Consider the following 14,979-nt stretch of genomic DNA (forward strand, 5'->3'; position numbering starts at 1 on the left):
TCACTTCGGCGGCAGCGCTTCCACGAACTCGCGGCAGCGCGCGATCCAGTCCTCCAGCGCCTCGTCCTCCGCCACGGCCTCCCCGCCGACGACCACCCAGCCGTTCATCGGCCGTCCGGTGAAGTCGAATACGCGGGCGCCCGGCTGCGCCAGCGCGTCGGCCTGCGCCTCGGGGCCCACCCGCGCTATCAGGTCGGAGTTCAACACTCCTACCAGCATGTTTCCGCGCCACAGGAACACCAGGCTGCCGAACATCTTCTTCGTGGTCAGGTCCGGGAGGTCGCCCAGCGACTCCCCCACGCGGTGGGCCAGGCCCTCGTCGTACGCCACGCGCTGAATACTGTCTCAGCGAGTTGCCAGGCGCCTCTCAGTTTCGTGTGGCTTCATGGACGTACAGGACGAAGGAGGCCATTTTGTTCGGCTTGGTCGGCTGGCTGCTCTACTGGCTCTTGACGCTGTTCATCCTCGTGATGATCGGCCGGATGATCGTGGACTGGGCAGTCACGTTCCAGGCGCGCGGTGACTGGGTGTGGAAGGTGCGCCGGGTGACCCACGGCATCACCGAGCCGGTGCTGTCGCCGGTGCGCCGGGTGCTGCCGCCGGTCCGGTTCGGCGGGTTCGGGCTCGACCTGGCGTTCACGCTGGTGTTCATCGCGGCGCTGATCCTCAGGTCGGTCGTGTCGTGAGGACGCCGGGGTTGAGCAGGCCCTGAGGATCCAGCGCGGCCTTGGCACCGGCCAGGGCCGCGCCGAAGACGTCCGGCCGCTGGCGCGTGTACCAGGGCATGTGGTCGCGGCCGACGGCGTGGTGGTGCGTGATCGTGCCGCCTGACGCGATGAGCGCCTCGGAGACCGCGGCCTTGATCTCGTCCCACTGCGCGGTGAGGCTGCCCCAGCGTCCCGGCGCGTAGACGCCGTAGTAGGGCGCGGGGCCGTCCGGGTAGACGTGGGTGAAGCGGCACGTGACGATGCCGATGCCGCACACCTCCCGCAGTGCCCTGGTCGCCGCCTCCGTCACCGCCGCGTGCAGCTCGGGGAAGCGGTCCCACGTGCAGGCCGTCTCGAACGTCTCGGTGATCATCGCGTGCTGAGCCATCGCGTCACGCTGGTAGGGCATGCGCAGGAACGACTTCCGCCACTGCTGCGCCGCGCCCTCGACGACCTCGCCACCACCGCACAGTTCCAGCGCCCGCGCGAGTTCCGCGTCGACCGGGTGGTCCGCGGACTCGAAGGCCAGCACCAGCACCGAGGACGGCGACCCGGCGTTGAGGAACGCCTCCGCCGGGTCCAGCAGACGGCAGTTGGCCGGGTGGAGCCCGGACTGCGCGATCAGCCGAGTCGCCTCGACGGCCCGTTCCCACGAAGCGAACCGCACCGAGGCCCCCGTCCGGTGCGTCGGCGGCTCCTGCAGGCGCATCCAGGCCTCGGTGATCACGCCCAGGGTGCCTTCGGAACCCAGGAAGAGCCGGTCGGGCGACGGCCCCGCACCCGATCCCGGCAACCGGCGCGACTCGCTGATCCCCTGGGGCGTCACGACCCTGAGCGACTCGGTCAGGTCGTCGACGTGCGTGTAGAGCGTCGCGTAGTGGCCGCCGGCGCGCGTGGCGAGCCAGCCGCCGAGCGTCGAGAACTCGAACGACTGCGGGAAGTGCCGCAACGTCAGGCCGTGCGGCTTGAGCTGGGCCTCCAGCGACGGCCCCAGCACCCCGGCCTGGATGCGCGCGGCACGACTCGTCGGATCGACTTCCAGCACCTGGTCCAGGTGCCGCAGGTCCATCGTCACGACCCGGTCGAGGTCGCGCGGTTCGACACCACCGACCACGGAAGTGCCGCCGCCGAAGGGGATCACGGCCACGCCGTTCGACCCGCACCAGTCGAGCACGTCGGCGACGTCCTGCTCGGTGCGCGGACGGGCGACGGCATCGGGTAGCTGGCCGACGTCGCCGGCCAGGTTGCGGGTGACGTCGCGGTAGGCCTGCCCGCGAGCGTGCGCGAGCCGGTCGACGGGATCGGTCGAGTAGAGCTCACCCGGCTCGATCCGCGACGCGGGCAGGTCGAGCGCCGCGGGATCCGGCGGCTCGTGGAACGTCAGGTCCGCGTCCGGCAGCACCGCCCGCACCCGCTCGACCAGCGCACGGCGTTCCTCCGGGGTGACGGCGTCCTCGACGGTGCCCCAGCCCCACCACGACCTCGTTGTCATGACGAGCAACCGTAAGCGAAACACTCAAGTTCCGGTATGCCTCTCGGTGATGTCCTCATACGGAAGCCCTGGGGACAGCGGCTTTGCTGGTCGCCGGACTCGGTGCGGGCGCGATCGCGCTCGTGAACTTGAGGTCCTGCGGGCGACGCGGCGAACGAGGTGCTCACCACGCTTCCTCCCCCGCCGACGAACCCGTCACCCCGCGCCGAAGCAGACGAAGCCGACGGCGGCCGCGTAAGCCGCGTCGTCCACAGCGGCGCGCTGCACCGCCGCCAAGGCCTCGGCCGGTGCCATCCCGGCGGCAAGCCTCTGGTGCAGCTCCACCATGACCGGCGCCGTGCCGTCGGTGGGCACCGGCACGACAGGCGCGATCAACGTCCGCGTGCCCAGCCCGAGAAGCGCCGCCGTGAAGCCCATCAACTCGTCACCGGGACGAACGGCGGACTGGCCCGTGTCGCACGCTGACAGCACCACGCGCGTGGGCGGCTGACGGAGCCGTTCGATGTCGTAGACGGTCAGAGGCCCGTCGGCCAGTTCCAATGCGGAGAACAGCGGGTTGTCTACGCGGAACGAGCCGTGGGCGGCGATGTGGGCCAGCGCGGCACCGTCCATTGCGGACGCCACGGCGCTCACGGTCGCCTCGCCGCCGACCAGGACGCGACCCGGCACGTGGGCGCTGATGGCCTTGATCTCGGCGGGGGCCGCGGCCATGCGCGGTCCCGCGGCCAGCACGGACTCACCCGAGGCGTCCGGTACCGAGGTGGCGCGCAGCCAGACGGACGCGGACGGCGCGACCGTCACCTGGCGGTTCAGCACTGCCCAGGGCAGCCCGTTCAACGCTCCGGTCGGCACGACGACCAGCGGGCGGCCGTCGATGCGAGCGGCCAGCGGGTCGAGCAGGCGGCGGGCGAGCAGCGCGGCGGCGTGCGAGGCCGATGAGCGGGCCACGGCCAGGTTCGGCAGCTGGGGCGGCAGGGTGACGAGGCGGTGCAGGGCGAAGCGGAGCAGGCGGATCTCGCGGACCACGCCCTCCGCGGGCCCCAGGGAGTGCAGGGAGGCGCGGCCGCCGGCCAGCACGACGGCCATCAGCGTGCCGTCGTCCTCCACGAACTCGATCAGCGCCGACGCACCCAGGGCGGAGACCAGGGACGGGACCGACGGCGGCTTGAAGACGGAGACCTCGCCCGACACCTGGCGGGTCAGGTCGCGGACGCGTTGCTCGGCGCGCACCAGCTGGGCGCGCAGGGCGCCCGCGGGCTTCCCGGCCAGAACGGCGGACTCCACGTCCGCCGCCACCGCGCGCAGCGACGCCAGCGCGTCCTCCAGGCGCGGGTCGTCGGGAGGCGACACGGACTTCATCCGCAGCGCGCCGGCACGCCAGCTCTCGGTCCACGACAGCACGCGGGCGGCGTTGCCGGAGGCCACGGCCAGCCGCAGGCCCTCCAGCGCGAGAGCCTGGCCCTGCACGCCCGCCGACGCGCGCAGCTCGGCGGCGCCCAGCGACACCCGGTACTCGTCCAGCAGCCCGATGCCGCGGCGGAGGGCGGACGAGGTTCCCCGAACGTCACCGGAGAGCTTGCGCCGCAACGCTTCCGCGTACCAGCCGCGCACGCGCAGACCGGCCGGGCCGCGCAGCCGCGCACCGGCCGCCACCGACAGCTCCGCGACCGCGCGCACGCGGTGGCCCAGGTCCGCGGCGACCAGGCCCGCGTCGATGCGGGCCTCCAGCGCGGGCAGCCGCCAGTCCATCGCGTCCAGCTCGGAGGCGACCCGCGACAGCGCCAGGCGCAGCGGACGTGACCGGTCGCCGCGCAGCACGGCCGCGTGCAGCTCCAGGTAGCGCGCGCCGGCCGCCCACAGCAGGCGCTGCTCGCGGCGGAACCGACGACGCGCCTCGGCGGCGAACGAGTGCGCCGCGGAGGGGTCGTCGTCCAGCAGGGCGATCCGGGCGCGGAAGTACAGCGCCTCGGAGACGCCCAGCGGGTTCTTCAGGGTCTTCAGCTCGGTGATCGCGCGGTCGGCCGCGGCGCGGGCCTCGTCCAGCAGCGGCACCGAGACGAGCAGCTCCAGGCGGTTGACCAGCAGCACCGGGCGCATCACGTCGAGGCGGCGGTACACCTCCTCGGCCTTGTCGAACAGCGTCAGCGCGGCGGGCACGTCACCGCCGCGCGTCGCCATGATGCCGGCGTTCCAGTGCACGTCGGCGACGCCGAGCTCCTGGCCGAGCTCGCCCAGCAGCGATGCTGCCAGCGAGAAGTCGGCCGACGCCTCACGCATGTTCCCCACGTACGCGCGCACGAGGCCGCGGTTGTTGAGAGCGCGCGCCTCGACCAGCCGGTCCCCGACGCGGCGCGCACCGGCGATGGCCGCCGTGTAGTCGCGCTGCGCGTCGTCGTAGCGGGTCAGGTAGTGGAAGACGACGCCGCGCTGCATCAGCGCGGCCACCGAGTCCGCGCCCGTCAGCTCCGGCATGGCGTCGTCCAGCAACGTCAGCGCGGCCTTCTGCTTGCCCGTGTAGGCGAGCACCCACGCCAGGCTCATCTGGGCCAGCGCGGCCAGCCGGGGCAGCGACGCCTCGGAGGCGATCCTGATCGAGCGGCGGAGGTGCCGGGCCGCGCCGGGGAAGTCGTGCATCTCCCGCAACGCGAGACCGATCGCGCGCTCGGCGATCGACCATTCCGAACGATCTTCCGTCGCGCGGAGGACAGCGCGGGCCATCTCCACGGCCGCGCGCGGGTTGCGCTGCCTGGCCTCCAGCGCGTCCTCCGCACAAAAGTCGGTCACGGCAACACTTTATCCGCTGTGGTAGCTTGATCAAGCTCGGTCGGGGTGCCCGTCAACGCTGCTTTAGTGAGGCCGTGGTGTCGAAAACGCCAGAAAGCGCGGAGCTTTACCAAAGAGCTTTCCTGCAGCTCATCGCCGAGGACAAGACCATCAGCTTCCACGCCGAACGCGGGCGTGAATTCCTTTATCGACCCGGTCAGCTGCTCGTCGGTGCCGAGGACGAACAACGCGTGGTCGAAAAGCTCCGGGAAAACAACATCATCGCCCGGCCGGGCGAAGGATTCGCCGGTTTGGCGCGATTGACGTTGCCGGACAACGCGGAGGACATTCCCCGCATTGTCCGCCTGCTGCGGGACCAGCGGACGTGGCCGAACGAACGCGTGCCGCTGGTGCAGCCGCACCACGTGATCGTCGGTCACGGCGGTCTCGTCATGGGCAACCCCGGCGACCGGCCCCACCCGGCCGACCCGGTCTCGGCGCCGAAGTTCGACGAGCGCCTCAAGGACGTCCGCGTCGGCATCATCGACACCGGCATCTCCTCGGGCGCCGACAGCGACCACTCCGACTGGTTCGACGGCCGCTACGCCAAGGAGGCCGACGACGTCGACGCCGCCTACAGCAGCGGCGACCACTTCGCGCTGCAGGGCGGGCACGGCACGTTCGTCGCGGGCGTCATCCAGAACGCGGCACCCGGCGTCACCTTCGACCCGGAGGCGGGCCTCGACCCGAACGGCTTCGGCGATGAGGAACGGATCTGCCGCAAGATCACCGAGCTGGGCCGCAAGAAGATCAACCTGCTCAACCTGTCGCTCGGCTGCTTCACCGCGGACGACGTCGCCTCCGAGCCGTTGCGGCGCACCATCGAGGCGCTGCCCGACGACATCGTCGTGGTCGCCTCCGCCGGCAACCAGGGCACGCAGCGGCCGAGCTGGCCCGCCGCGCTGTGCGGGGTCACCGCCGTCGCCGCCGCCCAGCAGGAGCGGGACGGGTCGATCGGGCCCGCGTTCTACTCGAACTGGGGCCACTGGGTCGACGCGTGCGCGATCGGCAACCGCGCCTCGACCTACCTCAAGGGCGAGTGGCAGCTGCCCGGCGAGGCCGCGGCCACGCCGTTCGCGCTGTGGGCGTACTGGTACGGCACGTCGTTCGCCGCTCCCCTGGTCACCGGCAGGATCGCCGCCACGATGGTCTCGGACGGCATCGACGCACGTCAGGCGCGCGACAAGCTGCTGACGGGGCCGGAGTTCCACCCCGGCTACGGAATTTTCGTCAAATAGTTGTATCTGGGAGGCAACCTCCGCCTCCGCCAGTTGTGACCGCAAGGAGTCGACGTGAGTTCTGCATCCCCGATCGCCGCGCTCGTGAGCGCGGCGGCCGAGGGCGATCAGTCGGCGTGGAACGAGATCGTCGACCGTTACACGCCGCTGGTGGTGTCGGTGATCTACAAGCACCGGCTGCGCCCCGCGGACGCGGCCGACGTGAACCAGACGCTGTGGCTTCGGCTCGTGGAGCAGATCGGACGACTGCGCGAGCCGGAGGCGCTGCCGGGCTGGATCATGACGACCACCCGCAACGAATGCCTGCGCGTGCTGCGCGTGCAGCAGCGGACGCACCTCTACGACCCGTTGTCCGAGTCCGACGCACTGGAGTCGGAGCAGGCGGACGCGGACGTGGAGGCGGACCTGCTGGCGGTGGAACGGCGGCAGGCGTTGCGCGACGGGTTCGCCGAGCTCACGGACCAGTGCAAGCGGTTGCTGCAGAAGCTGATGACGGACCCGCCGCCGAGCTACCAGGTCGTGAGCGAAGAGCTCGCGATGCCGGTCGGCAGCATCGGCCCGACGCGGATCCGGTGCCTGGAGAAGTTGCGCAAGACCCCTGCGATCTCGGCCTTCCTGGGCTCCGCCAAGGGAATGGCACAGCAGAAGAGAGGAGGTGTGCTGGGTGCGGCACGACTGGGACAGTGACGAGGTACTGCTCGACGCCTTGCGCGACGCGTTGAGCACACCCCAGGACGACGTCCCGCCGGAGTTCGTGGAGGCCGCGAAGGCCGCGTTCACCTGGCGGAACATCGATGAGGAGCTGCTGCTCATCACGTCGTACGACTCCGTGCTGGACGACACGCTGTTCGCCCGTGCGCGGTCCACGGCCACGGCGCGGCAGCTGGTGTTCGACGCGGACGGCGTGACGCTGCAGGTCGAGGTGTCCGCGGCGGGGGTGACCGGCCAGGTGATGCCGGCGACCGGCCCGGTCACGCTGGTGACGCCGAACGGTGACCACGAGACCGCGGCGGTCGACGAACTGGGGATGTTCGTGATGGGGGTCGCGCCGCGAGGACCCGTGAAGTTCCGGTTCGCCAGTGGTTGCACCGATTGGTTCATCCTCTGACTCACATTCGTGTGATGGCGCAATTCATTCGATCGGCCTACAACCGGGGCCAGTAGGGTTGTCGACGCTCAGAATTCGCATCGCGAGAGGTGTGCCGCTGTGGTCGATCGAGTCAGCTGGGTTCCGGAAGGTGTCAACGTCGACGTCCCGAGTTCCGCCCGGATCTACGACTACCTGCTCGGCGGTGGACACAACTTCGAGGCGGACCGCGCCACGGCGGAAGCCCTGATCAAGGTCCTCCCGGTGCGGGGCATGGCGCGGCTCAACCGCGCCTACCTGCGCCGTGCGGTGCTGGAGCTGGCGGGCCTCGGGATCCGGCAGTTCCTCGACCTCGGCTCGGGCATCCCGACCGTCGGCAACGTGCACGAGGTGGCGCACGAGGTCGCTCCCGAGTCGAAGGTCGTCTACGTCGACTTCGAACCGGTCGCGATCACGCACGCCGAACTGATGCTGGCGGACGAGCCGAACGTGACGGCCCTGCTGGCGGATCTGCGCGAACCGGAGAAGGTCGTGGCGCAGGCCTCGAAGCACCTCGACTTCTCCCAGCCGATCGGGCTCCTGGTCGTCGGTGTCCTGCAGTTCATCCCGGACGCGGACGACCCGTGGGGCGTGCTGTCCCGTTACGTGGAGTCCCTCTCGTCCGGGTCGTACCTGGCGCTGTCGCACTTCACCGCCGACAGCATGCCGGCGGCCATGGCGGCCGGCGCGGAGATCTTCGCGAAGACCGCGGAGCCGATCACGCCCCGCACCAAGGCCCAGGTCGCGGACATGCTGGCGGGCACGGAGATCATCGAGCCCGGCATCGTGTTCACGCCGCAGTGGCGGCCGGAGACCCCCGAGGACGTCGGCGACGAACCGTCGAAGGCGAACCTCTACGCCGCGGTCGGTCGCAAGCCCTGATGCCCGCCTCGCCCCTCGCACAGCGCTGGGCGGCTGTTCTGATCGAGAGCGCGTACTCGCCGATGTCGCGGCGGAAGCTGACGCAGCACCTCGACGAGCACGCCGCCCGGCTGCGTGCTGGGCAGGCGGCGGTGGCCGTCGGCGAATGGTTGGTGCGCAAGCGCTTCACCGGACCGGACTCGTTGCGCCGCACGCTGGAGGTGCTCGGTGAGGAGTTCTCGCCGGAGGTCCTCGGCGCGCTGGCGTCGGGGTACGTGCGGGCGACGCGCGACCAGTTGTTCGCCGAGCAGGAGAAGGTCAAGGTCTCGCTGCTGAAGGCCGTCGAGGACGCGCAGCGCGACCTGCACGACAGCGAGGCCCGGTTCGCCCAGGTCTTCGCGACGACGGCGGTGGGCATCGCGATCTTCGACCTGCAGGGCGCGGTCGTGGAGGCGAACGAGGCGCTGGCCGCCATCCTCGGCCACGAGGAGATGCCGAAGGAGCTCTTCGCCGAACCCGACGCGATCGCGCTGGCCGCGGCCTGCGAACGGATGCTCGCGTCCTCTGTGGACAGCGACCGGCGGGAGTGGGAACTGGCCCGCAGCAACGGGGACACGGTGTGGGCGAACGTCGTGCTGTCCGTGCTGCGCGGCTCGGACGGCCTGCCGAAGTTCCACGTCGCGCTGATCGAGGACGTCACCGAGCAGCGCATGCTCCAGGAGTGGCTGCGGCACCAGTCGCTGACGGACCTGCTGACCGGGCTGCCGAACCGGGCGTCGTTCACCGACAAGCTGGAGTCCGCGCTCGCGTCCGGCGAGCCGCACACGCTGGGCTACCTGGACGTCGACAGCCTCACGATCGTCAACGACGGCCTCGGTTACGCGGCGGGCGACGCCGTGCTGGTCGAGGTGGCGCGACGGTTGCGGTCGGTGCTGCCGGACGCGGTGGTGGCGCGGGTCGGCGGTGACGAGTTCGTGGTGCTGATCCACGGGTCACCCGACGTCGCGGCGCTCGCGGCGATGATCGACGAGGAGCTCTCCGAGCCCGTGTACCTGGAGGGCGCCGGTGTCGCGGTGTCGACGTCGATCGGCTTCGTGCACACCTCCGGCCCCGGCGTCGATCCCACGGCCGTGCTGAGACGTGCGCACTCCACGTTGCGCAGAGCCGAGATCGGCGGCAAGAGGCAGTGGGGCATCTACGACCACGAGGCCGACGCCGCCGACCGCGCCCGGTTCGCGCGGATCGCGGCGATGCCCGGTGCCTTCGAGAACGGCGAGATCTCCGTGGAGTACGCGCCGGTGTCGTGGGTTTCGGGGCCGACGGCCTTCGTGGAGGCGTCCCTGCGCTGGGGTGCCACCCGGCACGACGACGTCGTGGCCTACGCGGACGCCCTCGGCCTGGCGTCTCGGCTCGGGCAGCTGGTGCTGCGGGACGCGTGCTCCCGCGGCGAACCGGTGCTCGTCAGGTTGTCCCCTGACCAGTCGCGGGACCCGGACCTCGCCGCGCACGTGCGGTCCACGGTGCGGGCCAGTTCGTTCCCGGTCTCGTCGTTGTTCCTGGCGCTGGACGTCAGGTCGATGCCCGACGGCGAGGAGAACCTGGAAGTGCTGCACGACATGGGCGTGCACGTCCTGCTGCACGAGTTCGGCGGCGGGTTCGGCGGACTGTCCACGGTGGACCGCGGTCCGGTCTGGGGTGTCCGGCTGGCCAGGCCGCCCTCGGAACGGCTGGCGCGGAGGGGCCTCGCGCTGATGGTGCCGCTGCTGCGGTCGGCCGGCGTGCACGTGATCGGCGGGCCGGGCGACCCGGACGAGCTCGGGGCCCTGGGCGTCGACCTGGTGGTCTCGCCGTGAGTGGTTGTGGCCGTCAGGGAGACCACAACCACCCACCCGCTGCTTAGGCGGCGTCCGAGAAGGTCGTCGGCTGGACGGTCACCAGCGAACGGAAGTTCGCCTCGACCTCAGCCTTCTCCTTGGCGTTCGGGTTGGGGTTCTTGCAGGAAGTGCCGGCGCTGGCACCGGACATCAGGTCGGTGCACAGGCCCGTCCGGCGGTCGGGCAGACCGAGCAGGTGCCCGAACTCGTGCGACGAGATGCGCACGGTGTCGTGGCCCTCGTTGACCGCCTGGCGGCCCATGACCCAGCTGCCGCGGCCGAGGCTCGTCACGTAGGCCCGGGGCCACTGGTTGTCGACGCGCACGGTGATGTTCGCGGCGCCAGGCACCTTGCGCAGCACCACGTTCGTGACGCTGCTGTTCCACACCTGGGCACCCTTGTCGATCGCCGCCTGGAACTCGCCGGTGTTGCTCGAGTTGTAGGTGACGATGCGGGCCGCGGCTTCCGCGGTGCCGATGACGCTGCCCGAGAGGGCGGCGGCACTGGCCAGCACAGCAATTGTTTTGCGCAGGGACACAGGAATCTCCTCGCAATGCAGGGTAATTGCACCCCGACTGTATCGCCGACCCGTTGGCGCACAAGAAGGGTCAAGTGTGAACCGGCACTGACACGGTCAAGAGCGTTCGTAGGTGATCAGCGCGCTGCCAGGCCGGACGTACGACCTGGTGAGCGGAAACGTGCCCTACCAACGGGTTTTTCCCGTTCCGCGGCCTCGAACAGGGCGCCGCCGAACGGGCGAATAACTGTTCACACGCTTCTGGTTCTGATGGACCGGATGGTTGAACGCGAACGGGGCCGGTGCGCACGGCACCGGCCCCGTTTCCGCGGGAGCGGGTACGACGTTCTAGGCGAACGAAGGCTGGCGCAGCGCGTGCTCCACCAGCGCGATCAGAATCTGCTTCGTCGACTGCCGGTTCCGCGCGTCGCACGGGATTATCGGCACCGCCGCCGAGATCGTCAGCGCGTCGCGGATCTCCTCGGCCCGGTGGTGCATCAGGCCGTCGAAGCAGTTCACCGCGATCACGTACGGCAGGTCTCGGTCCTCGAAGAAGTCGATGGGCGCGAACGCCTCGTCGATCCTGCGGGTGTCGACCATGACGACGGCACCGATCGCACCGCGGACCAGGTCGTCCCACATGAACCAGAACCGGTGCTGACCGGGCGTGCCGAACAGGTACAGGATCAGGTCCTTGTCCAGCGACACCCGGCCGAAGTCCATGGCCACCGTGGTGGTCACCTTGTCCGGCACCGCGGACAGGTCGTCGACTCCTACCGAGGCCTGGGTCATCACGGCCTCGGTCGTCAGCGGGGTGATCTCGGAGACCGACCCGACGAACGTCGTTTTGCCGACACCGAACCCGCCCGCGACGACGATCTTCGACGACATCACGTTCAGGCCCGCCCCAGGTGACCCCGGACGACCCGGAGCACCGTTGCTCATGGGAACTTCTCTCTACTCAGGCTCGCATGGAGACGTGCAGCTGGGCCCGGATCTCCGGCGTCAGCTGAAGACCGACCCGCTCCACCAGGCGGGTCATCGCGTAGCCGATGAGCCCGATGTCGCAGTTGGGGGCGGCGAGTACGGCGAGGCAGGACCCGTCGCTGATGGACATCAGGAAAAGATAGCCCCGTTCCATCTCGACGACGGTCTGTTTGACCTCACCGGCCTCGAAACAGCGCGCCGCGCCGAGGTTCAGCGAGACCAGTCCGGACGAGACGGCGGCGAGCTGCTCCGCGCGGTCGTGCGGGAGACGGTCCGACGATGCGAGCAACAGGCCGTCGGCGGAGACGACGATCGCGTGCGCGACACCGGCCACCCTGCTGACGAAGTCCTCGACCAGCCAGCTGAAGTTGTCCAGTTCCTCAGTCGCGGTGGTCACTGGCGTTCCCTTTCTGCGATCACGGGGATGCCTCCGACGGCGGAGTCGAAGAGCGACTCACGGCCCATCTGGACACCCTTCTGGTACGTGGCGAACCGCTGGCGCAACCGGTCTGCCGACCGGCCGGGGATGGCGGCCGCGGTCGCCAGCTGGGGCGCCGGCGATGACGGCTTGGGCAGCGAGCCGGGAACCAGGCGCGCCTTCGGGACGCGCTTGGGCAGACCGTTCTCCGTGGTCTGCGCGGCGGCGCCCTTGTCCAGCGCGCCCGCGGCCTTCCAGCCTTCGTCCGCCGCTCCCCAGTCGGACTCGGCGTAGTCGGCTACCGCGCGCGGCACCGCCGTCGGCGCCTCGATCTTCACGGTGTCCGCCGAACGCTGCCGCTTGGGCAGGCCGTTCACGGTGGCGGGCTCCGCGTCCTCGTCGTCGTGGTGCGCGGCGCGTTCCGGCTCCGCTGACGGAACGTCCTTGACGGAGGGTTCGGGGGCCGAGGGGGTCTGGAACCACCTCGACAGGTCGTCGTGCGAGATCAGCGGCTCGTCGACGATGGCGGGGAAGATCTCCGTGGCCGGGTCGTTGGGGCGTTCGACCGGCGGCTCGTAGGAGTACCCGTCCTCGGCGGCGTCTTCCGTCGCCTCGATCCGCGCGGTGAACAGGCCGTCGGTCGACGTCTGCTCGATGCGGTGGCGCCCGGAGTTCTCGTCCTCGGTGGCGGGCGACGGCACGACGACCGGGTGCTCCGGCGTCCACTTGGGCACGCCGGACAGGGCCTCACCGGTGCTGGTGGACTCGGCCGAGGAGGGCAGCGGCGCGGCCGGCAACGGCAGCGCGGGCGCCGATCCCTTGTGCAGCAAGGAGACCGGCAGGATCACCTGTGCGGTGACACCACCCTCTATGTCGTCGTTGTTCGCCAGCGTCACGCGGATCTCGTGCCGCTTCGCCAGCTGACCGACCACGTACAGGCCCATCTCGCGGGCCACCGAGACGTCGACCTCTGGCGGCTCGGCGAGCTTCGCGTTGAACTCGACGACGTCGTTCTCCTGCATGCCGACGCCGCGGTCGTGGATGCGGATCGCGACCTCGCCCCTGCGGGTCTCGATCGTGCGCACCGTGACCTTGGTGGTGGGCTTGGAGAACGCCGTCGCGTTGTCGAGCAGCTCGGCGACGAGGTGCGCGAGGTCGTTGACCACGCGGCCCTGCACCATCAGCTCCGGCGTCGGCGCGATCTGGACGCGCGCGTACTTCTCCACCTCGGACACCGCGGCGCCGAGCACCTCGGCGATGGCGACCGGGCGGGTGACGCGGCGGTTGACCGTCGTGCCGGAGAGCACCAGCAGGTTCTCGCTGTTGCGGCGCATCTGCGTGGCGAGGTGGTCGAGCTCGAACAGCGACGCCAGGTGGTCCGGGTCCTGCTCGTCCTGCTCGAGCCGGTCGATCACGCTGATCTGCCGCTCCACCAACGCCTGCGACCGCCGCGACAGGTTGATGAACATGTCGTTGACGTTCGCGCGCAGTGCCACCTGCTCGACGGCGAGGCGGACGGCTTCGCGCTGCACGAGGTCGAACGCCCGTGCCACCTGGCCGACCTCTTCGGTCGTGTTGAGCGGCACCGGGACGATCGCCTCCTCCGCGGCCCGTTCCGGGTCGCGGTGCGAACGGATTCGCTTGATCGCCTCGGGCAGCTGGTTGCGGGCCACGTCGAGCGCACTGCGGCGCAGCACGCGCAGCGGCCGCAGCATCGACTGCGCGACCATCGCCATCAGACCGAACGCGATCAGCAGCGAGACGGCGACCAGGGCCGCGTCACGCCAGGCGTCCGAACGAGCCGTGTCAGCGAGACGCGTGGTCGTCGCGTCGGCCTGGCCCTCCAGGTCGGTCGCGACCTCGCGAACCAGGTTCGCGGTGTCCTGGCCGATCTTGAGGACCTCGGCGTCCGTGATGGACACCGGCTCGCGCTCGAAGTCCTGCGCGAGTGCCAGCCGCACCAGCCGGTTGCGACCGTCCACGGACGCACCGGACACGATGTCCTGGAACCTCTGCCTGTTCGCCGGCGACGCGGCGTCGTTGAACTCGTTGAACGCGGCGTCCAAACGCGACTGCGCGGCACGCAGCTCGTCCGCGGCACCGGGTGCGAAGCCCCGGCGCAGCGCGGTGGACGTCAGGATCGAGTTCTGCTGGCCCAGCTGCTCCTGAGCCGTGTACAGCGCCTGCGCGGCGGCCACCAGCGGAACGATCTGCGGCTCGCTCAGGCTGGAGATCGCGGCGCGGTGCACCGTGCCGAGCGAGGCGATGATCTGGTTGTACGCACTGATCACCGCGACGTCGGGGTACTTCGTGGTCAACAACGTCACGCGCAAGCTCGCCAGTCCGTCGAGCGACTGGAGCGACTTGGTGAACGTCTCCTGCAAGGGCGCGCTCAAGGCCGTGGCCGTCGCGCCCGAATCCCGGTACTTGCCCAATTCCGTGTCAGTGAGACCCGTCCTGGCGGCGTGCTCGGGACACGCGTTCTGCCTGCCGGCGGCCACACACTGCACTGCCCAGTCACGTTCGACCTGTAGAGCGTTTTCCACCTTCGCGGCCTGGTGGCTCACGGCGAGCTCGCGCTGGACGTTGCCGAAGAGTTCGACGTCGTCGAGCTGGGTGTTCAGCCGCAGCCCCGCGAGAGTCGCGGTACTCAGAGCCGGAACTAGCAACACCACTGCGAGCTTGCTCCGCAACCGCCAGTTGCGTAGGCGGAACCGGTCGATGCCTCGCTGGTCCTCACGACCGCGCACCGTCAACACTCCCCGCCCGTTTAATAGCTGCAAACCTGGTGGATCTTGGAGTAAAACGCGCTGTTCTCATACCGCCGTTCGGACGACAAAACAGTGGTTCGAGAATCAACAACTTTGACCTGCGCGGCTAAACGGCCCTCGCACGATAATTCATCTGGCGGAAACGATCGCGCGGGTGACCGTGAT

General features: G+C 70.1%; 14 protein-coding genes. 6 read left to right on the forward strand and 8 right to left on the reverse strand.

Annotated features, from left to right (window positions below; translation table 11 throughout):
* Entirely contained in the window at positions 1–330 is a 330-nt protein-coding gene (locus ORI60_RS26980; protein ID WP_266040798.1) for a TfoX/Sxy family protein, read from the reverse strand.
* An 83-nt stretch (positions 331–413) separates the two neighbouring features.
* Between ORI60_RS26980 and ORI60_RS26985 the strand changes: the two genes are divergently transcribed.
* Positions 414–686, forward strand: a complete 273-nt coding sequence (locus ORI60_RS26985) for a YggT family protein (protein WP_266040799.1) — start codon at positions 414–416, stop codon at positions 684–686.
* On the opposite strand, the gene ORI60_RS26990 is transcribed toward ORI60_RS26985, so the two are convergent.
* The 3 genes from ORI60_RS26990 to ORI60_RS27000 all read right to left on the reverse strand — a co-directional run bounded on the left by ORI60_RS26990 (position 667) and on the right by ORI60_RS27000 (position 5,402).
* Positions 667–2,199 (reverse strand): FAD-binding oxidoreductase, encoded by a 1,533-nt coding sequence (locus ORI60_RS26990; protein ID WP_266040800.1) that lies wholly within the window; start codon positions 2,197–2,199, stop codon positions 667–669. The two genes, ORI60_RS26985 and ORI60_RS26990, sit on opposite strands and share 20 nt — an antisense overlap.
* A gap of 195 nt (positions 2,200–2,394) precedes the next feature.
* The gene (locus ORI60_RS26995) at positions 2,395–4,983 is read right to left on the reverse strand and encodes a CHAT domain-containing protein (RefSeq protein ID WP_266040801.1); all 2,589 of its coding nucleotides are present in this window, start codon (positions 4,981–4,983) and stop codon (positions 2,395–2,397) included.
* Positions 4,980–5,402 (reverse strand): hypothetical protein, encoded by a 423-nt coding sequence (locus ORI60_RS27000; protein WP_266040802.1) that lies wholly within the window; start codon positions 5,400–5,402, stop codon positions 4,980–4,982. Before ORI60_RS27000 ends, ORI60_RS26995 begins: the two co-directional genes overlap by 4 nt.
* Here ORI60_RS27000 and ORI60_RS27005 point away from each other — a divergent pair.
* The 5 genes from ORI60_RS27005 to ORI60_RS27025 all read left to right on the forward strand — a co-directional run bounded on the left by ORI60_RS27005 (position 5,388) and on the right by ORI60_RS27025 (position 10,100).
* Complete coding sequence (locus tag ORI60_RS27005) at positions 5,388–6,260, forward strand: S8 family peptidase (protein WP_266040803.1); 873 nt, start codon at positions 5,388–5,390, stop codon at positions 6,258–6,260. The two genes, ORI60_RS27000 and ORI60_RS27005, sit on opposite strands and share 15 nt — an antisense overlap.
* A gap of 54 nt (positions 6,261–6,314) precedes the next feature.
* A complete protein-coding gene (locus tag ORI60_RS27010) occupies positions 6,315–6,947 on the forward strand; it encodes an RNA polymerase sigma factor (protein WP_266040804.1) in 633 nt (210 codons plus the stop codon).
* Positions 6,925–7,368, forward strand: coding sequence for a hypothetical protein (locus tag ORI60_RS27015; RefSeq protein WP_266040805.1), 444 nt, complete (start codon positions 6,925–6,927; stop codon positions 7,366–7,368). The genes ORI60_RS27010 and ORI60_RS27015 overlap by 23 nt, the downstream gene beginning before the upstream one ends.
* Positions 7,369–7,467: 99 nt before the next feature.
* Positions 7,468–8,268, forward strand: a complete 801-nt coding sequence (locus tag ORI60_RS27020; protein ID WP_266040806.1) for an SAM-dependent methyltransferase — start codon at positions 7,468–7,470, stop codon at positions 8,266–8,268.
* Positions 8,268–10,100 carry a diguanylate cyclase domain-containing protein gene (locus tag ORI60_RS27025; RefSeq protein ID WP_266040807.1) on the forward strand — a complete coding sequence of 611 codons (1,833 nt, stop codon included), beginning with the start codon at positions 8,268–8,270 and terminating at the stop codon, positions 10,098–10,100. Before ORI60_RS27020 ends, ORI60_RS27025 begins: the two co-directional genes overlap by 1 nt.
* Positions 10,101–10,143: 43 nt before the next feature.
* On the opposite strand, the gene ORI60_RS27030 is transcribed toward ORI60_RS27025, so the two are convergent.
* The 4 genes from ORI60_RS27030 to ORI60_RS27045 form a co-directional block, all read right to left on the reverse strand.
* Entirely contained in the window at positions 10,144–10,659 is a 516-nt protein-coding gene (locus ORI60_RS27030; RefSeq protein WP_266040808.1) for a snapalysin family zinc-dependent metalloprotease, read from the reverse strand.
* A 327-nt stretch (positions 10,660–10,986) separates the two neighbouring features.
* Positions 10,987–11,583 carry a GTP-binding protein gene (locus ORI60_RS27035; protein ID WP_266040809.1) on the reverse strand — a complete coding sequence of 199 codons (597 nt, stop codon included), beginning with the start codon at positions 11,581–11,583 and terminating at the stop codon, positions 10,987–10,989.
* Positions 11,584–11,599: 16 nt separating this feature from the next.
* On the reverse strand, positions 11,600–12,022 hold the full coding sequence (locus tag ORI60_RS27040) for a roadblock/LC7 domain-containing protein (protein ID WP_030468876.1): 423 nt from the start codon (positions 12,020–12,022) through the stop codon (positions 11,600–11,602).
* On the reverse strand, positions 12,019–14,793 hold the full coding sequence (locus ORI60_RS27045; RefSeq protein ID WP_266040810.1) for a nitrate- and nitrite sensing domain-containing protein: 2,775 nt from the start codon (positions 14,791–14,793) through the stop codon (positions 12,019–12,021). The genes ORI60_RS27040 and ORI60_RS27045 overlap by 4 nt, the downstream gene beginning before the upstream one ends.
* Between the last annotated feature and the right edge of the window lie 186 nt (positions 14,794–14,979).

This window comes from Lentzea sp. NEAU-D7 (assembly GCF_026242055.1).
Lineage (GTDB): Bacteria > Actinomycetota > Actinomycetes > Mycobacteriales > Pseudonocardiaceae > Lentzea.

Excerpts from the sequence above, each read along its gene's own strand:
- ORI60_RS26990 (WP_266040800.1), bottom strand. The coding sequence starts at position 2,199 with ATGACAACGAGGTCGTGGTGGGGCTGGGGCACCGTCGAGGACGCCGTC.
- ORI60_RS27025 (WP_266040807.1), top strand. The coding sequence starts at position 8,268 with ATGCCCGCCTCGCCCCTCGCACAGCGCTGGGCGGCTGTTCTGATCGAG.
- ORI60_RS27035 (WP_266040809.1), bottom strand. The coding sequence starts at position 11,583 with ATGAGCAACGGTGCTCCGGGTCGTCCGGGGTCACCTGGGGCGGGCCTG.